Origin of the sequence: Acinetobacter indicus (genome assembly GCF_009914475.1) — a bacterium.
GTDB lineage: Bacteria > Pseudomonadota > Gammaproteobacteria > Pseudomonadales > Moraxellaceae > Acinetobacter > Acinetobacter indicus.
Map to the genome: position 1 here is coordinate 1,056,896 of NZ_CP045198.1, position 17,797 is coordinate 1,074,692.

Below are 17,797 nucleotides of genomic sequence, written 5' to 3' on the forward strand. Positions count from 1 at the left end.
AGCGATGTGGTCTCTTTCCCGTGTTGCCGTCCTCAGCATACAAATTGCGCTGCTGATCCTGATCTGGTGGCTCGGTGCGCTGATCCAACAGATATTCCAGCTGCCGGTTTCAGCGGGTGTGATTGGCCTGATCCTGTTACTGCTGGCGCTGTTAAGTGGCATATTTCAACTGCAATGGATCAAGCAAGGCGCCGATTTTATGCTGGCCGAGCTGATGCTGCTGTTTATTCCCTGTGTGGTCGGCATTATCAATGATCTAGACTTACTGCTAAGCCAAGGCTGGCAACTGCTGCTCTCGATTACGCTCGGCACCTGTGCGGTAATGGTCGCCACAGCCTATAGCGTGTGCTGGGGTTTTAAACTGGAACAGCGGCTCAGGAAAAATACCAACAATACCGCATATGTGTCAGGAGATTAAGATGAACCTGATCGCAAGCCTGTGCTTTATCTTCACCCTGCTGGGTTATATCGTGGCCAAACAGCTGTATCGTCGTTATCCGGTGCTGCTGTTTTTACCCTCTATTCTGGTTCCGGCTGGATTAATCTGCGTGCTGCTCTATTTCGGGATTTCCTATAACAGCTATATGCAGTACAGCCACTGGATTGTCTGGATGCTCGGGCCAGCCACGGTGGCTTTTGCCATTCCGATTTATGAATATCGTGCGCTGATTCAACGCCATCTGCTGGCCATCAGTCTGGGGATTGTGATCGGTATGTGTGTCGGCATTATCAGTGCTTTTTATCTGGCGCAGCTGTTTCAGCTGAATCAGGAAACCACATATAGCCTGATGGCGCGCTCTATCTCTACACCCTTTGCGATGGAGTTAAGTACACAGGTGGGCGGCTCGGTTGAACTGGTAATCCTGTTCACCATGATGACCGGCTTTGCCGGCGGTTTTATAGCAGATGCCGTCTTACTCGCACTCAAACTGAATTCACATTTTGCTCAGGGTGCAGCCTTAGGTAATGCCGCGCATGGTTTTGGTACTTCTAAAGCCTTTATGCGCCATCGTGAAGAAGGTGTGGCCGCCTGCTTAAGTATGGTACTGGCTGGCATATTTATGGTGATTTTTGGACCTGCCCTGATTCATGGCGTGGTCCGGTTTTTATAACTGAATCCGCTGCTAAAATAAAATCAGTGCAGATTAAGACTCATCCACCACATCGGCAAACTGGGCATTTAACACCCGGGCCAGATCATCCGGCTTTAAACCAATGTCCAGTCCACGTTTGCCACCGCTGACATAGATTTTTGCCAGACTTTGCGCACTCTGATCAATCACGGTTTTTAAACGTTTCTTCTGCCCAATCGGGCTAATTCCGCCAACCAGATAACCGGTTAAACGTTCAGCATCTTTAGGCTCTGCCATATGCAGTTTTTTACAGCCCACCGCGATAGCAACTTTCTTTAAATTTAACTGCACATGCACCGGTAAAATCGCCACATAATACTGTTTATCATCAGTTACCAATAAGGTTTTAAATACTTCGACCAGCGCTAAACCCAGCTTTTCCGCTGCTTCCAGCCCAAAACTTTTGGCGTTCGGATCATGCTCATATTCATGAATGCTATAGTCAATTTTATTGGATTTTAAAATTTTACAGGCCGGTGTCATTTTAGTTGCCCAGTGATAAACCTCCTCGCAGTATAAAAGCTTCTGCTGCAGAAGTTAATCACTATATAGCTTAGGCTATTGAGTGGCAGCATGATATTTCCGCTTTTCCACATCATCCAGCATGCTCTCGGTTTCCTGCAAGACATTGGCCAAACGCTGGGTATGCGCAATCAAACGGTCCAGCCAGCGCTGTGCGGCGAGCAATTCCAGACTGCGCGCAGCACTCAGATGTTGCACCGTGGCATATTCAATCACTTTTTCACGCGCTTCGGCACGCTGCTCTTCCACCCATTGTTTCAGGTTTAACAGCTCACGATTTAAAGATGCCACTTCGGTCAGACGGTTAAACTCATCGACATACTGAAAGTGATTGTCCAGCACATGAATATAATCCAGCCCCATCTGATAAATAGTCGGCTGGGTGCGGATATGCTCGGCATGTTCCACCGCTTCCAGATCGCTGCGCAGCACACGTAAATACACCATCAGGCGCAGCATCGCCATTAAACGCTGCTGATCCAGCTCATTTTCACTAACCGATAAATCTTCCAGATACTGCTGCACCCGTTTTAAGATTTCATCCAGTTGCTGTAATTCGCTATTGGAGGGCAAACGACCTTCCTGAATCGCGCGTTTCAGTAAAATCAGGATATGCCCAATCGACCAATAAATCACTTTAGAAGCGGCATTAATCGCTAAAGCCGGCACCGAAAAACTGGCCTGATCCAGATAACATAAAATTGAAGGGGTGCGGTCTGGAATTAAACCGACAATCAACTGTTCAAACTGTTTTAAAAAGGGCAATAAAAATAAGGTTCCCAGCACACTAAAGGCGGTATGAAACGCAGCGACAATAATAACATCATCCCAAGTGCCGACCTGTGAATGTTCCGCCAGCCACAAAAAAGCCGGTTTCAACAAGATAAAAGCCAACACGGCCGAAATCACGTTAAACACCACATGCACGGCTGCGGTGCGTTTGGCATTGGCAGTCGAGCCCATGGCTGCCAGAATCGCGGTCGCCACCGTACCAATATTTTGTCCAATCACCAGACCTAAGGCTTGGGATAAATCAATCGCACCACTGGCTAAAGCGGCCAAGGTCGCAGTAATGGCTGCACTGGAAGATTGCAGCAGCACGGTCATCACCAGCCCGACCAGCACTAAAATCAGCTGTGTGGTAAAAGAATTATTGGAGAAAACCGATAAATCAACCCGCTCGGCAAAACCGGACATTGCCACCTGCAGCAAGTCAATCCCAAAGAAAATCAGGCCGAAACCAGCAATGGTTAAACCGAATAAAGACAGTCGCCCACGGCTGAATAATTTAAAGATGGCCCCTAAACCAATGAGTGGCAAGGCAATATGGGCAATGGAAAATTTAACCCCCAAAAAAGCCACCATCCAACCGGTGCTGGTGGTGCCAACATTGGCGCCAATAATCACACCAATGGCCTGACTAAAAGTCAGAATACCAGCACTCACAAAGCCAATGGTGGCCAATGTGGTTGCCGTTGAGGATTGCACAGCCAAAGTCAGGCCGATGCCAGAAAAAATGGCTTTAATCGGTGAACCTGTAAATTTAGACAGCCATAAACGCAATGACTCCCCAGCCATCTCTTTCAGACTGTCTGTCATTAAGGTCATTCCAATCAGGAACAAACCGATCCCGCCACACAACTGTGCAATCACTTCTAGCATGTAACTACCCAATAAATATTTTTATTTTCAACCATCTAAGTATATAAGAGATTATGCGATGAAAGCCGCTTTATACCCTAAAAGTTGCATAGTGACATCAACATGAACAGCACAATAAGTAGAAAGATGATCTTCCAATGCACTCTAAAGATATTTCAAACACGTAGTATTGGAGCGAAAACTTAACAAAACAGCGGCGGTTCCAGGCCGCCGTTGGCTTGACGGATATCGCCCAGCTCACTAACATCCTTAAACATATTCGCGAGCACTGGCTAATCTGGTGCAGCATCACTGCTTTTTTCTGATTTTAAAATGAAACTGACCATCCCATTATTATTGAAAACCTCTTTTATTGGCCTCAGTGCTCTTAGCCTGATTGCCTGCTCACCTTTAGGAGGCGGCTCCGTTGCCAAACGTTCCGCTAAACTTTCAGTCGGTATCCAAAAAGCCTATTCGGTTGCACCTGACACCGCTAACCGTGTTGCGCCGATGATTGTGCAACATGCAGAACGTTATGAAATTGATCCACTGTTACTGGCCGCGCTGATTCGCCAGGAATCCAGCTATCGCAGTCATGTGGTATCACCGGCTGGTGCGGTGGGCTTAACCCAAGTCATTCCGCGTTACTGGCAGCAAAGCTGTGGCAGTAATTTGTTTGATGAATCTTCCAATATTCAATGCGGCTCTTACATTTTAAATCGCTATAACACGAAAGCCGGCAGCTGGCCCAAAGCCCTAGCCTATTATAATGTTGGCCCTACCGGTTATCATTCCAGCTGGAAGATGAAACGCCAAGGCAAACGTTATGCCAAACAGGTTAAACAGCATCAAAATGATTTAAAAGGCGCACTCTAAGCCTTTTTATCCTGTGATTTTTTAAAAGCTCCTGATGGGGCTTTTTTACATCATTGCCAAGCAATTACATATTCCCGTCAAAACCAGTACAGTGCCTTGAGCCTCAGTTGTTAACGTAGCAAAAGAATTCACGAAACGAGGATGGGAAAATGCCAAAGAAAGTATTATTCATTACGTCCAATCAGGGTGTGGAGCAAGATGAGCTGATCAAACCCTTTGAATATTTGAAATCTAAAGGCATTGAAGCCATACATGCAGCAGAAGAACAAAAAGAAGTTCAAACGGTCAAGGCTGATAAAGATCCTGGTCTAAGCACCGAACCGGAAACAACGCTAGATAAGGTCAATCCGGAAGATTATGATGCACTGGTCATTCCCGGTGGAACGGTCAATGCCGATACGCTGCGGATCAACCCCGAAGCGCATAAAATCATCCAGCACTTTACCGATCAAGGTAAACTGATTGCCGCAATCTGTCATGGTCCGTGGGTTTTAATTAATGCCGAACGGATTCGCGATAAAAACCTGACGTCTTATAAAACCATCAAGCTGGATCTGGAAAATGCCGGCGCGAAATGGGTCGATGAAGAAGTCCATCGCTGCAATACCGGTGGATGGGTATTGATCAGCTCACGTAATCCGGATGATATTCCTGCATTTAACCAGGCGATTGTGCAAGAATTGGAAGCTGAAACCTAAAGATTTTTAATCATATCCATAAAAGAAACCTCATCTTCGGATGAGGTTTTTTATCAGAATCGGGAGATTAAGCAAGCCCTTTGAGCTGTTTTAAATAGGCCACCACTTCCTCATTACCGGCCATTTCAGCAAGTTCCAGTGCCGTATGTGGACTACGATGCTCCATATCCGCCCCTTTGCTCATCAGCAGTTTCACCACGTCCAGATGATCATTTTCTGCCGCCGCCTGCAAGGCACTATAGCCTTCCTCATCACTACCATTGGCATCTGCACCTTGCTGTAAGGCTTGCTGTACCTGCTCCAACTCACCTAGTGACGCCCAATATACAATTTCAGGAAGATGTAGCTCATCATCATCTTCAGGGATCGGAGAGAATGAATTCAGTTTCATAAAGTGCTCTTAGAATCGTAATTTGATCATATTGATCTTAAGATTTTAGCTAAATCTGGGGATATATATGGATTTAAATTGTTAGCTTTAATTTTTAGATAAAAATTGGGTTCTATGCGCTGGCTGATGAGGCATTTATTTAAATAGAAGCAGGAAGGAACAGCAAAAAATCAAAAGCGACCTTAAACAAGATGAGGAAGCCCAGATAAATTTTACCCATAAAAAAATCCCCCTCGCTTTTGCTAGGGGGATTTTGAATTAATGAGCTGGCGATGACTTACTCTCACATGGGTAACCCCACACTACCATCAGCGCTAAGAGGTTTCACTTCTGAGTTCGGGAAGGGATCAGGTGGTTCACTCTTGCTATTGTCGCCAGCACAACTGTTATGGACTTGTTCGGGTCTTAGTTACTTTGCTTAAGCTTGATGCTTTTGCATGTAATGCCTTACTTTGTTCCAAATGAGTTATTAACGGATTGGCTATTGGGTCTGAATTTTATTGTGTCGCATTAACTAAATCAAGGATTAGTTTAGAATTCAGCTTGATACAACAACTGTTTGGGTGTTGTATAGTCAAGCCTCACGAGCAATTAGTATTGGTCAGCTTCACATATCGCTATGCTTCCACACCCAACCTATCAACGTCCTAGTCTCGAACGGCTCTTTAGAGGAATAAATTCCTAGGGAAATCTTATCTTGAGGTAGGCTTCCCGCTTAGATGCTTTCAGCGGTTATCCCTTCCGAACATAGCTACCCGGCGATGCGACTGGCGTCACAACCGGTACACCAGAGGTTCGTCCACTCTGGTCCTCTCGTACTAGGAGCAGATCCTCTCAAATTTCCAGCGCCCACGGTAGATAGGGACCGAACTGTCTCACGACGTTCTAAACCCAGCTCGCGTACCTCTTTAAATGGCGAACAGCCATACCCTTGGGACCTGCTTCAGCCCCAGGATGAGATGAGCCGACATCGAGGTGCCAAACACCGCCGTCGATATGAACTCTTGGGCGGTATCAGCCTGTTATCCCCAGAGTACCTTTTATCCGTTGAGCGATGGCCCTTCCATACAGAACCACCGGATCACTAAGACCTACTTTCGTACCTGCTCGACTTGTGGGTCTCGCAGTTAAGCGCGCTTTTGCCTTTATACTCTACGCGTGATTTCCGACCACGCTGAGCGCACCTTCGTACTCCTCCGTTACTCTTTAGGAGGAGACCGCCCCAGTCAAACTACCCACCAGACATGGTCCTCGTCCCGGATCACGGGACAGAGTTAGAACCTCAACATTACCAGGGTGGTATTTCAAGGACGGCTCCATTGGAACTGGCGTTCCAACTTCAAAGCCTCCCACCTATCCTACACAAGTAAGGTCAAAGTTCAATGTCAAGCTGCAGTAAAGGTTCACGGGGTCTTTCCGTCTAGCCGCGGGTACACTGCATCTTCACAGCGATTTCGATTTCACTGAGCCTCTGCTGGAGACAGCGCCGCCATCATTATGCCATTCGTGCAGGTCGGAACTTACCCGACAAGGAATTTCGCTACCTTAGGACCGTTATAGTTACGGCCGCCGTTTACTGGGGCTTCGATCAAGAGCTTCGCTTACGCTAACCCCATCAATTAACCTTCCAGCACCGGGCAGGCATCACACCCTATACGTCCACTTTCGTGTTTGCAGAGTGCTATGTTTTTAATAAACAGTTGCAGCGGCCTGGTTTCTGCGGCTGTCAACCGCTCAGGGAGCAAGTCCCATCACCGTCAACAGCGTACCTTCTCCCGAAGTTACGGTACCATTTTGCCTAGTTCCTTCAGCAGAGTTCTCTCAAGCGCTTTGGTCTACTCGACCTGACCACCTGTGTCGGTTTCGGGTACGATTCCAGTGTAACTGAAGCTTAGAGACTTTTCCTGGAAGCATGGTATCAGCCACTTCGCTAGTAAACTAGCTTGCTATCAGCTCTCAGCATAGAGCACCCCGGATTTGCCTAAGATGCATGCCTACAGCCTTCCACCTGGACAACCAACGCCAGGCTGACTTAACCTTCTCCGTCCTCTCATCGCATTACACTGAAGTATTGGAATATTAACCAATTTCCCATCGACTACGCCTCTCGGCCTCGCCTTAGGGGTCGACTCACCCAGCCCCGATTAACGTTGGACTGGAACCCTTGGTCTTTCAGCGAACGGGTTTTTCACCCGTTTTGTCGTTACTCACGTCAGCATTCGCACTTCTGATACCTCCAGCAGACTTCTCAATCCACCTTCATCGGCTTACAGAACGCTCCCCTACCACGTATACAATGTATACATCCGCAGCTTCGGCACATAGTTTTAGCCCCGTTACATCTTCCGCGCAGGCCGACTCGACTAGTGAGCTATTACGCTTTCTTTAAAGGGTGGCTGCTTCTAAGCCAACCTCCTAGCTGTCTATGCCTTCCCACATCGTTTCCCACTTAACTATGATTTTGGGGCCTTAGCTGGCGGTCTGGATTGTTTTCCTCTTGACTACGGACGTTAGCACCCGCAGTCTGTCTCCCGGATAGTACTCATCGGTATTCGGAGTTTGCATCGGTTTGGTAAGTCGGGATGACCCCCTAGCCGAAACAGTGCTCTACCCCCAATGGTATTCGTCCGAGGCGCTACCTAAATAGCTTTCGGGGAGAACCAGCTATCACCAGGCTTGATTAGCCTTTCACCCCTATCCACAAGTCATCCCCTGGCTTTTCAACGACAGTGGGTTCGGTCCTCCAGTTAGTGTTACCCAACCTTCAACCTGCTCATGGATAGATCGCCTGGTTTCGGGTCTACACCCAGCAACTATACGCCCTATTAAGACTCGGTTTCCCTACGGCTCCCCTATGCGGTTAACCTTGCTACTGAATGTAAGTCGCTGACCCATTATACAAAAGGTACGCAGTCACCACACGAAGTGGCTCCCACTGCTTGTATGCATGCGGTTTCAGGATCTATTTCACTCCCCTCACAGGGGTTCTTTTCGCCTTTCCCTCACGGTACTGGTTCACTATCGGTCAGTCAGGAGTATTTAGCCTTGGAGGATGGTCCCCCCATATTCAGACAAGGTTTCACGTGCCTCGCCCTACTCGTCATCATTATGTGTGCCCTTTCGTGTACAGGACTATCACCCACTATGGTTGCACTTCCCAGAGCATTCCACTAAAACACACATAACTTAATGGGCTGTTCCCCTTTCGCTCGCCGCTACTGAGGGAATCTCAATTGATTTCTTTTCCTAAGGGTACTGAGATGTTTCACTTCCCCTCGTTCGCCTCAATACACTATGTATTCATGTATTGATACCTACCTTATGGTAAGTGGGTTTCCCCATTCAGACATCTCCGGATCAAAGGATATTTGCCGCCTCCCCGGAGCTTTTCGCAGGCTATCACGTCTTTCTTCGCCTCTGACTGCCAAGGCATCCACCACATGCACTTAATTACTTGACTATACAACCCCAAACAGTCGTTAATCCCTACAAGTAGGATTAAGACAATTAAATAAATAATCAATTATCTATTTAATCTACAGTTCGAAGTCCCGTGCACTTAAGCACCGTACAGCTTCAATCTAAATTCATATACCAAAACGCTTGATTCAGTTAATTTGCTAGTTCTCAATTCAATCTACGTTCATCAACCCGTCATAACAACGCGTTAACGTATATTGATTGAGTGAACAATTTATTTCAGACTCAATTTTGCCAATCTGTTAATGATTCACTGCATCCTCGTCGGACTGCAGTCAACTGTGATAAATCACAGAAGTTAACAAGACGCGCATATTACGCTAACTTCTTATTAATTTCTATAATCTAAGACTTCGTTCGATTAAAGCCTGCGCAAAGCATAGCTTTTTGCTTAAATTCCAAGGAAAAACGTTGTTTTTCTGATCTTGAAATTTGGTGGAGACTAGGAGAGTCGAACTCCTGACCTCCTGCGTGCAAAGCAGGCGCTCTACCAACTAAGCTAAGTCCCCAGCTTATCATTTAAGTCAATGTTCTGATTTCTATTCGCTCTGCAATTGCTTGCTTGTCGTTAGTGGTGGGTCTGACAAGACTTGAACTTGTGACCCCACGCTTATCAAGCGTGTGCTCTAACCAACTGAGCTACAGACCCTCAGATACATCGTCATGAAGAACAACTTGTTGTGGATTCTTACTAATCGTCAATCTTTCGTTAAGGAGGTGATCCAGCCGCAGGTTCCCCTACGGCTACCTTGTTACGACTTCACCCCAGTCATCGGCCACACCGTGGTAAGCGTCCTCCCTAAGGTTAGACTACCTACTTCTGGTGCAACAAACTCCCATGGTGTGACGGGCGGTGTGTACAAGGCCCGGGAACGTATTCACCGCGGCATTCTGATCCGCGATTACTAGCGATTCCGACTTCATGGAGTCGAGTTGCAGACTCCAATCCGGACTACGATCGGCTTTTTGAGATTAGCATCACATCGCTGTGTAGCAACCCTTTGTACCGACCATTGTAGCACGTGTGTAGCCCTGGCCGTAAGGGCCATGATGACTTGACGTCGTCCCCGCCTTCCTCCAGTTTGTCACTGGCAGTATCCTTAAAGTTCCCATCCGAAATGCTGGCAAGTAAGGAAAAGGGTTGCGCTCGTTGCGGGACTTAACCCAACATCTCACGACACGAGCTGACGACAGCCATGCAGCACCTGTATCAGAGTTCCCGAAGGCACCAATCCATCTCTGGAAAGTTCTCTGTATGTCAAGGCCAGGTAAGGTTCTTCGCGTTGCATCGAATTAAACCACATGCTCCACCGCTTGTGCGGGCCCCCGTCAATTCATTTGAGTTTTAGTCTTGCGACCGTACTCCCCAGGCGGTCTACTTATCGCGTTAGCTGCGCCACTAAAGCCTCAAAGGCCCCAACGGCTAGTAGACATCGTTTACGGCATGGACTACCAGGGTATCTAATCCTGTTTGCTCCCCATGCTTTCGCACCTCAGTGTCAGTATTAGGCCAGATGGCTGCCTTCGCCATCGGTATTCCTCCAGATCTCTACGCATTTCACCGCTACACCTGGAATTCTACCATCCTCTCCCATACTCTAGCTAACCAGTATCGAATGCAATTCCCAAGTTAAGCTCGGGGATTTCACATTTGACTTAATTAGCCACCTACGCGCGCTTTACGCCCAGTAAATCCGATTAACGCTCGCACCCTCTGTATTACCGCGGCTGCTGGCACAGAGTTAGCCGGTGCTTATTCTGCGAGTAACGTCCACGCATCTAGGGTATTAGCCTAGAGCGCCTCCTCCTCGCTTAAAGTGCTTTACAACCAAAAGGCCTTCTTCACACACGCGGCATGGCTGGATCAGGGTTCCCCCCATTGTCCAATATTCCCCACTGCTGCCTCCCGTAGGAGTCTGGGCCGTGTCTCAGTCCCAGTGTGGCGGATCATCCTCTCAGACCCGCTACAGATCGTCGCCTTGGTAGGCCTTTACCCCACCAACTAGCTAATCCGACTTAGGCTCATCTATTAGCGCAAGGTCCGAAGATCCCCTGCTTTCCCCCGTAGGGCGTATGCGGTATTAGCATCCCTTTCGGAATGTTGTCCCCCACTAATAGGCAGATTCCTAAGCATTACTCACCCGTCCGCCGCTAAGCTAAGGTGCAAGCACCCTCGCTCCGCTCGACTTGCATGTGTTAAGCCTGCCGCCAGCGTTCAATCTGAGCCATGATCAAACTCTTCAGTTAAAATCATTTCGAGTTTTATAAGTAAAACTCTTAAACTTGGCTCATCAATTTTCTGACTTAAATTTCGCTCAAATAAACTTCGAGTAATTTAAACCAATCAATCAATGAAAATAATTTCGATTAATCAACCAGTAAAAATCCACACAAGTTGTTCTTCATAATCTCTTAATGATCTTTCCAACACCTCGTCAGTGCCAGAAGCTGGACTTAATAAACTTAACAACTCAGCACTTCGTGCTTCGTTCGTTTTCGTGTATCTCGTCGGTATGGGGTGCATTCTAGAGAAATTTAAAAGCTTTGCAAGCACATTTTATAAAGTTTTAAGAAAAAAGTACCTGTCTGGTTATTTTTAAACCAGATTGCTGCATATTTCATCTGTATTACTAAGTTTAGCTAAGTAATTATAAAAATAAAGTAGTCCACTTAGACTTTAAATCTATAAATAAAAAACCAGCCGAAGCTGGTTTTATAATCTTTTCATTTTATTGCGGTTTTAATTGGCCTGTTCTGCCAGCCACGACATAAATTTTTGTCGTTCTGTTTTAGACGCTTGTTGCCACAGCTGAATCAGTTGCTGATCTGCACCGGCAACATTGCTAACAGTTGCAACGGGTTTGGTTGTCACGACTGCTTGCGGACTATACACCGCTGCTGGTTGTGTCACCGATACAGGTGCGGCCTGCGCAGATTCTGTTGAAGAAGTACTAAATAAGTTTTGTAAAATGCCACGGTTTAAATCTTTGGCTCCAGCCTGCTGCACCAGCAGCTGATTTTTCGCATCAAATAAACCGAATACCGGCTGCTTGGCAAACTCCTTGGCATCATCATGCGTTTTTGGTGGATTCACCAGCCCTAAACGGTATGTGGCTTTATCTTGTAAAACCGGAGTTTTAATATGCACGATGCCCGAACGTACAATATCGTGTGAACCAATGCCCGGATGCTCTTCAAAAAACTGTACATAACGTACGCTCAGCACATTCTCGCCAGGCTGCACGCTATAGTTATGATTACTGCTAAACAGACGGCTTTTCACTTCCTGACCATTTAAACCTTCAACCTTAATTTCTTCCGGTGCCGTAATGGTCACTGCGGAAAAAGCTGTACTACTTAAACTTAAAGCCAGTGCTGCGAAGGATAAACGTAAAGCCATGCTGTTCACTCTAGTCGATTGTTCAATTTTAGTTGCACTATGCAGCGCTGAAATGACAGTTTTATGACAAAAATGGGGAAAGCCCAATTTCTCTCTTTTTAGTGTCGTTTTGCCATAAAAAAGAGCGCTGAATGCGCCCTTTCTTTGGTTTAGCTATGCAACTTAGTGAAAAGTTTTAAAACGATCTGCATCATTCATAAACTCTTTATCACCCGCTGGTGCTTCAATTGAACCGAACACCAGTTGCGCTCTTAATTTCCAGTTGGCTGGTACATCAAAGGTCGCCGCAACTTCTTCATCAATAATCGGGTTGTAATGCTGTAGCGATGCACCAATGTTGTTTTCTGCCAGCGCAATCCAGGTTGCAAACTGGGCAATCCCTGTTGAATGCTCTGACCATACCGGGAAGTTATCTGCATATAGTGCAAATTGTTCTTGCAGTGCTTTCACGACATCTTGGTCTTCATAGAATAACGCAGTACCAAAACCTGCGGCAAAGCTGCTGATTTTGCTGTCAGTTGATGCAAAGTTTTCAGCCGGCACCATTTTACGCAAGGTTTCACGTACAATTTCCCAGAATTTGGCATGTGACTCACCAAACAGAATCACCACACGTGAAGTTTGCGAGTTAAACGAAGATGGGCTTAAACGAACGGCTTCTTTAATAATTTCTTCAATTTTCGCTTCGTCTAGCGCCACATTTTTACCAATTGAGTAAATGGTACGGCGTTTAAGTAAATGATCTTTAAATGACATATCTTTTTCCTTGGTATGGTCTTGTGTTTATAACAGATGGATTTATCTTAACGGCTGCCTGGGCTGGAAAATAGCCCCAGTTTTATAACAATGTGTTGCATTTATGGAACAATAACCGCGCTTATCGTAGATTTTATGAAAACAAGTTAAATTTTAAAGCACGTCAAAGCGGATGGAGCATCATTCCTGCTCTAGGTTTAGATCAATTATTAGGTTTTCTTCCAGTTTAAAGGATATATAAAAAACTCCGCAAATCGCGGAGTTTTTGAGCTGCTTATTTGTCTGTTTCAAACAGCGCTGCCACAAAGGACTTGGCTGAAAATGGACGCAGGTCATCAATTTTTTCACCCACCCCAATAAAGCGGATAGGCACATGGGTACGGCTGGCAATATTAAACAGCACACCACCTTTGGCGGTACCATCCAGTTTGGTAATAGTTAGACCGGTCAAGCCGACCGCTTCATCAAACATTTCAACCTGGTTAATCGCATTCTGACCGGTACCGGCATCTACCACCAGCATTACTTCGTGCGGTGCAGTGGCATCAATTTTTTGCATCACGCGTTTAACTTTGGTCAATTCCTGCATCAAATGACCTTTGTTATGCAAACGTCCTGCAGTATCGGCAATCAAGACATCCATACCTTTGGCACGCGCACTTTCAAAGGCATCAAAAATAACCGAAGCACTGTCTGCACCATGACCTTGTGCGACCACAGCAACATCATTACGCTCGCCCCAGATTTGTAACTGTTCAGTCGCTGCTGCACGGAAGGTATCACCAGCGGCCAGCATGACTTTCTTGCCTTCACCTTGTAAACGTTTGGCCAGCTTACCAATGGTGGTGGTTTTACCCACACCATTCACGCCCACCACCAGAATGACATACGGATTTTTATTCGAATCAATATGTAACGGTTTAACACGCGGCGCCAGTAAAGCCACCAGCTCTTCCTGCAAGGCTTTATACAGCGAGTGTGAATAAATCAGATCGCCACGCGCAGTACGTTCAGTCAGGTTGGCAATAATGGTTTTGGTGGCATCAACACCAATATCGGCCACCAGCAATTGCTCTTCAACTTCTTCTAAAAGTTCATCATCAATTTCTTTGCCACCAATTAAGATGTTGACCATCCCATCGGCAAAGTTTTTACGGGTTTTGGTTAACCCTTCTTTCATACGGCTGAAGAAACCGCCTTTTGATTTCTCTTCAGCTGCTTCTGTGGCTACAGGCGCAGAAACAGGTGCTTGTTCTACTTTAGGTGTTTCAACGATAGGTACATTTACCGCAGGTAAACTTGGTAAAGTGACATCGTCATCCCCGATATCAGCATCAATCAAAAATTTATTTTGCCCATTAGATTGCTGTTGCATGCCGAATCCTTGAAAAGCAGTGCGTTAAAAAGTTGGATTCTAACATAAACTGCCCGCTTTGACTTGTCATTGCCAATCATGTGTCGCAGGCTGCAAAAAGTTACAGGATTCCCTTGCTTTCACTGCCCCGTTTCTGAAGAATGAAAGCAAATACAGATGCATTGCGGATCATCTTTGTGATACTGAACAATAAAATTTTGCCTGCTGTGGTTCATCATTTAAAACAACAACGTTTCGCCCTTACCCTACTTCTGATCGGTTTCTCATCGAATGCTTTGGCGGCCAATACTCAAAGCGAGCTGGCACGCAGTACCGTTGAAACCACGTTAAAAAACGGTTTAAAAGTCATTATTCGTGAAGATCATCGTTCGCCAATGGTGATGACTCAAATCTGGTACAAAGTTGGTAGCAGTGATGAGTCGGGAAATTTACTCGGTATTTCCCATGCACTGGAACACATAATGTTCAAAGGCACACATAAAGTGCCGAATGATGAGTTTACCCGACTCAGCCGGATTTACGGCGGTCGGGTCAATGCCTCGACCTTTACCAATTACACCAATTATTATCAGCTGTATCCAAAAACCTATTTTCCGATGGCGCTGGAGCTTGAAGCCGACCGGATGCGTAATTTATTGCTGCGCCAGCAGGATTTTGCCACCGAAATCAAAGTGGTGATGGAAGAACGGCGCCAGCGTACCGATGACAATCCGCGTGCTTTGGCTTTTGAACGGTTTAAATGGATTGCCTACCCGACCAGTCATTATCGCCAGCCAATTATTGGGCATATGAAAGATCTGCAAAATATCCAGCTGGAGGATTTACGTCAGTGGTACAAGCAGTGGTATAGCCCGAATAATGCCATTTTAATTATTGTCGGCGATGTTAATGCTGAAGCGGCTTTGCTCCAGGTACAAAAATACTTTGCCGATATCCCAGCGCGCAGCCTGCCAGCCCGCAATGATGTCCGCGAATTTGAACGTCTGGGCTATCGGCACATGGAACTGAATTTTCCGGTTCAGGTGCCGAATTTGTATATGGCCTGGAATGTCCGTTCGCTAACGACTGCGACCAATCCGCAAGATGCCTATGCGCTCACCATTATTCAACATTTATTAGACAGCGGCATTTCTTCGCGCCTGCAGCAGCGTCTGATTCGTGAGCAAAAACTCTTAAGCGCCTTAAGCGTCAGCTATGATCCATATAATCGTGGCGACAGCCTGTTTACCATTTCAGCTTTACCGGTGGATGGCGTGGATCTGGCCCAAGCCGAACAGGCGATTCAGGCTGAAATTGAACGCCTGAAAACCGAGCTGGTGCATGAACCGGAAGTAAAACGCGTGACAGCCAAGTTTGTGTCGAATTTGCTTTATAGTCAGGATGATCTAGCGGGACAGGCCAAGATGATGGGTAATCTGGAGGTGAATGGATTGAGTTATCGCCTGATGGATGAGCTGCCCCAGCATTTTGAAACCGTACGCCCGCAAGACATTCAACGCGTCGCCAATGTCTATTTTGTGCGTGACAATTTGACCACCTTATATTTGCGTCCACACAGCAAGTCACCCTAAAGGATACCGACATGCCCTATTTCCGTTCCTGCGTTCTGGTGGCCAGCTTATTTGCGATCAGTTCTGCGCAGGCCAATGTCAATACCACCACCGAAGTGGATGAAAATCCAAATACCTTACAATCTCTGCCGCTGCTGCAAAGTCTCAGAAATATTAATCAGCAGAAATTGGATTATCGCGCGCCTTATGTGCATGACCTGAACAACCGTTATCAGGTCAGAACCCTGTTTGTGGAAACACAGGACTTGCCAATTCTGGATATACAGCTGACCTTTAATGCCGGTGCCGCGCGTGATCGGGAAATTGAAAGCGGCTTATACGGCGTGGCCAATATGGCCGCCCAGCTCTTAGATGAAGGCACGCCCAAATATAACGCACAACAAGTGGCTGCCGTGTTTGAACAGGCCGGTGCGCAGTTTAGTGCGCGAGCCTATCGAGATATGTTTATTGTCAAATTACGGGTGCTGTCTGACCCGGAAAAACTGGAACCGGCTTTAGCCATGATGATGGAACTGCTCAAACATGCCACCTTTGAAAAACAGAGTATTGGCATGGTGGTCAGCAATAACCAGCTGGGGCAAAAACAGCTGAAAGAAAATCCCAGCCGGATGATGGAGATTCAGCTGTATCGCAGCTTATATGGGCAACATCCTTATGCCCAGCCAATTAACGGCACCAATGGCAGTATTCAGCGGATTCAGCCCAAACATCTGCAACAGTTCCGTGAGCAGTTTCTGGTGGCGCAGAATATGAATATTGCCATTACCGGAAAAATGCAGGCCAAAGCAGCTTTAAATCTGGCAGAACGTATTGCCGGCAACTTAGCGCAAGGTCAGGCGGCTGCACCACTCCCCACACCCATCACAGCAAATGGCTTTCAGATTGTACACATGCCCTATCAGTCCAGTCAGGCGCATATTGTGCTCGGTCATATTGGCACCACACGTCATGATCCAGACCGGCTGGCTCTAGAAGTGGCCAATCGTATGCTCGGCGGTAGTGGTTTTCATTCTGTTTTGATGAAAGAACTGCGGGTAAAACGTGGCTATACCTATGGCGCATCTAGCAGCATGAGCTTTAGTCAGGCACCGGGTGTATTTCGCATCAGCTACTCAACCCGGCAAGATCAGCTAATGGACAGTATTCGTGTCGCGCATAAGGCACTGGTCGATTTTGTCCGTGAACCGATTGATCCGAAACAGCTGGAAGAAACCAAAAACGGCTTGTTAAGAGCCTATCCCAACCATTACAGCAGCAATGCCAGTATTAATGCCCAGCTCGGCAGTTTGGGATTTTATGGACAATCGGCACAGAGCCTGAGTGAATATTCAGTGCAGCTCAGTAAAATTAGCGCCGAAGATGTGCAAGCTGCGGTACGCCGGCATCTGCATCCGGAACATCTGACCGTGATTGTAGTCAGTGAAAGTTTAGACAAAGCGGCTTTAGAACAAGTTTTACGACACAATTTACAGACCACCGGCGGTCAATCGCTTCCTCAGGTTGAAGATATTCCGGCGATTAATACGCCTCCACATCCAGGGGAGGAAGTTGTTTTGCCTGACCCAGTTCCATCTGATGGGCCTGCATCAATTTAAGATATTGCCCATAACGCACCTGTGGCTGCTGCATTAAGCGCACAGCCATCTCCTGAGTTTCAGGATACATCGACTGCTGTGACAGATACTCAATATTCTGAAATTGTACGGACCCGACCGGGCGATAAAGTGCAATGGAAGATAACAGGAGAATAATGACAATAATGCTGACCACTACCCCATTATAAATTTGCTCTAACGTGAGTCGTGATTTTAATTGAATGAATAATTGAGAAATTTTTTGTATTGCGTCATGCATAGCCTACCTCGAATAGCCGTAGTGTAGGATGCTAGCGGTATTTGCACAAGATAGATGACCCAATTTTACCCGAACTGGCGAGTAAAATTGAGCCACTGCT

Annotated in this window: 13 protein-coding genes, 2 tRNA genes and 3 rRNA genes; 6 read left to right on the forward strand and 12 right to left on the reverse strand. The window is 46.6% G+C overall.

What is annotated here, in order from left to right; genetic code table 11:
• Positions 1–4: 4 nt before the first annotated feature.
• Together GA693_RS05525 and GA693_RS05530 are read left to right on the forward strand one after the other, a co-directional pair.
• Positions 5–418, forward strand: a complete 414-nt coding sequence (locus GA693_RS05525; RefSeq protein ID WP_005178267.1) for a CidA/LrgA family protein — start codon at positions 5–7, stop codon at positions 416–418.
• 1 nt (position 419) lies between these two features.
• Positions 420–1,112, forward strand: a complete 693-nt coding sequence (locus GA693_RS05530) for an LrgB family protein (protein ID WP_160241264.1) — start codon at positions 420–422, stop codon at positions 1,110–1,112.
• A 33-nt stretch (positions 1,113–1,145) separates the two neighbouring features.
• On the opposite strand, the gene ybaK is transcribed toward GA693_RS05530, so the two are convergent.
• Both ybaK and GA693_RS05540 read right to left on the reverse strand, forming a co-directional pair.
• Positions 1,146–1,616, reverse strand: a complete 471-nt coding sequence (ybaK, locus tag GA693_RS05535; protein ID WP_160241263.1) for a Cys-tRNA(Pro) deacylase — start codon at positions 1,614–1,616, stop codon at positions 1,146–1,148.
• 75 nt (positions 1,617–1,691) lie between these two features.
• Positions 1,692–3,317, reverse strand: a complete 1,626-nt coding sequence (locus GA693_RS05540) for a Na/Pi cotransporter family protein (RefSeq protein WP_160241262.1) — start codon at positions 3,315–3,317, stop codon at positions 1,692–1,694.
• Positions 3,318–3,629: 312 nt separating this feature from the next.
• Here GA693_RS05540 and GA693_RS05545 point away from each other — a divergent pair, with 312 nt between their 5' ends.
• Together GA693_RS05545 and GA693_RS05550 are read left to right on the forward strand one after the other, a co-directional pair.
• On the forward strand, positions 3,630–4,172 hold the full coding sequence (locus tag GA693_RS05545) for a lytic transglycosylase domain-containing protein (RefSeq protein WP_005178276.1): 543 nt from the start codon (positions 3,630–3,632) through the stop codon (positions 4,170–4,172).
• 149 nt (positions 4,173–4,321) lie between these two features.
• Positions 4,322–4,870 (forward strand): type 1 glutamine amidotransferase domain-containing protein, encoded by a 549-nt coding sequence (locus GA693_RS05550; RefSeq protein WP_016658048.1) that lies wholly within the window; start codon positions 4,322–4,324, stop codon positions 4,868–4,870.
• A 67-nt stretch (positions 4,871–4,937) separates the two neighbouring features.
• Here GA693_RS05550 and GA693_RS05555 read toward each other — a convergent pair whose 3' ends face one another.
• The 9 genes from GA693_RS05555 to ftsY all read right to left on the reverse strand — a co-directional run bounded on the left by GA693_RS05555 (position 4,938) and on the right by ftsY (position 14,272).
• On the reverse strand, positions 4,938–5,261 hold the full coding sequence (locus GA693_RS05555; protein ID WP_005178280.1) for an ankyrin repeat domain-containing protein: 324 nt from the start codon (positions 5,259–5,261) through the stop codon (positions 4,938–4,940).
• 264 nt (positions 5,262–5,525) lie between these two features.
• Positions 5,526–5,640: ribosomal RNA gene (rrf, locus tag GA693_RS05560) — 5S ribosomal RNA — on the reverse strand.
• A 191-nt stretch (positions 5,641–5,831) separates the two neighbouring features.
• Positions 5,832–8,721 (reverse strand): 23S ribosomal RNA (locus GA693_RS05565).
• Positions 8,722–9,174: 453 nt separating this feature from the next.
• Positions 9,175–9,250: transfer RNA gene (locus GA693_RS05570), tRNA-Ala, on the reverse strand.
• A gap of 63 nt (positions 9,251–9,313) precedes the next feature.
• Positions 9,314–9,390 (reverse strand) — tRNA-Ile (locus GA693_RS05575).
• 61 nt (positions 9,391–9,451) lie between these two features.
• Positions 9,452–10,988 (reverse strand): 16S ribosomal RNA (locus GA693_RS05580).
• The 16S, 23S and 5S rRNA genes sit together here with 2 tRNA genes alongside, the layout of an rRNA operon.
• A 493-nt stretch (positions 10,989–11,481) precedes the next feature.
• Positions 11,482–12,141, reverse strand: a complete 660-nt coding sequence (locus tag GA693_RS05585; protein WP_005178385.1) for a DUF2057 domain-containing protein — start codon at positions 12,139–12,141, stop codon at positions 11,482–11,484.
• A 162-nt stretch (positions 12,142–12,303) separates the two neighbouring features.
• Positions 12,304–12,897: a nitroreductase family protein gene (locus GA693_RS05590; protein WP_016658994.1), complete on the reverse strand. Its 594-nt coding sequence runs from the start codon at positions 12,895–12,897 to the stop codon at positions 12,304–12,306.
• A gap of 274 nt (positions 12,898–13,171) precedes the next feature.
• The gene (gene ftsY / locus GA693_RS05595; RefSeq protein ID WP_016658995.1) at positions 13,172–14,272 is read right to left on the reverse strand and encodes a signal recognition particle-docking protein FtsY; all 1,101 of its coding nucleotides are present in this window, start codon (positions 14,270–14,272) and stop codon (positions 13,172–13,174) included.
• Between the two features lie 176 nt (positions 14,273–14,448).
• Between ftsY and GA693_RS05600 the strand changes: the two genes are divergently transcribed.
• Together GA693_RS05600 and GA693_RS05605 are read left to right on the forward strand one after the other, a co-directional pair.
• Positions 14,449–15,843 (forward strand): M16 family metallopeptidase, encoded by a 1,395-nt coding sequence (locus tag GA693_RS05600; RefSeq protein WP_160241261.1) that lies wholly within the window; start codon positions 14,449–14,451, stop codon positions 15,841–15,843.
• 11 nt (positions 15,844–15,854) lie between these two features.
• Positions 15,855–17,438, forward strand: coding sequence for a M16 family metallopeptidase (locus GA693_RS05605; protein WP_160241260.1), 1,584 nt, complete (start codon positions 15,855–15,857; stop codon positions 17,436–17,438).
• Here the strand turns inward: GA693_RS05605 and GA693_RS05610 are convergent.
• Positions 17,362–17,697: a hypothetical protein gene (locus GA693_RS05610; protein WP_005178398.1), complete on the reverse strand. Its 336-nt coding sequence runs from the start codon at positions 17,695–17,697 to the stop codon at positions 17,362–17,364. The two genes, GA693_RS05605 and GA693_RS05610, sit on opposite strands and share 77 nt — an antisense overlap.
• Positions 17,698–17,797: the final 100 nt, after the last annotated feature.

Coding starts and splice junctions, on each gene's coding strand:
- GA693_RS05525 (WP_005178267.1), top strand. CDS start 5: ATGTGGTCTCTTTCCCGTGTTGCCGTCCTCAGCATACAAATTGCGCTG.
- GA693_RS05530 (WP_160241264.1), top strand. CDS start 420: ATGAACCTGATCGCAAGCCTGTGCTTTATCTTCACCCTGCTGGGTTAT.
- ybaK (WP_160241263.1), bottom strand. CDS start 1,616: ATGACACCGGCCTGTAAAATTTTAAAATCCAATAAAATTGACTATAGC.
- GA693_RS05540 (WP_160241262.1), bottom strand. CDS start 3,317: ATGCTAGAAGTGATTGCACAGTTGTGTGGCGGGATCGGTTTGTTCCTG.
- GA693_RS05545 (WP_005178276.1), top strand. CDS start 3,630: ATGAAACTGACCATCCCATTATTATTGAAAACCTCTTTTATTGGCCTC.
- GA693_RS05550 (WP_016658048.1), top strand. CDS start 4,322: ATGCCAAAGAAAGTATTATTCATTACGTCCAATCAGGGTGTGGAGCAA.
- GA693_RS05555 (WP_005178280.1), bottom strand. CDS start 5,261: ATGAAACTGAATTCATTCTCTCCGATCCCTGAAGATGATGATGAGCTA.
- GA693_RS05585 (WP_005178385.1), bottom strand. CDS start 12,141: ATGGCTTTACGTTTATCCTTCGCAGCACTGGCTTTAAGTTTAAGTAGT.
- GA693_RS05590 (WP_016658994.1), bottom strand. CDS start 12,897: ATGTCATTTAAAGATCATTTACTTAAACGCCGTACCATTTACTCAATT.
- ftsY (WP_016658995.1), bottom strand. CDS start 14,272: ATGCAACAGCAATCTAATGGGCAAAATAAATTTTTGATTGATGCTGAT.
- GA693_RS05605 (WP_160241260.1), top strand. CDS start 15,855: ATGCCCTATTTCCGTTCCTGCGTTCTGGTGGCCAGCTTATTTGCGATC.
- GA693_RS05610 (WP_005178398.1), bottom strand. CDS start 17,697: ATGCATGACGCAATACAAAAAATTTCTCAATTATTCATTCAATTAAAA.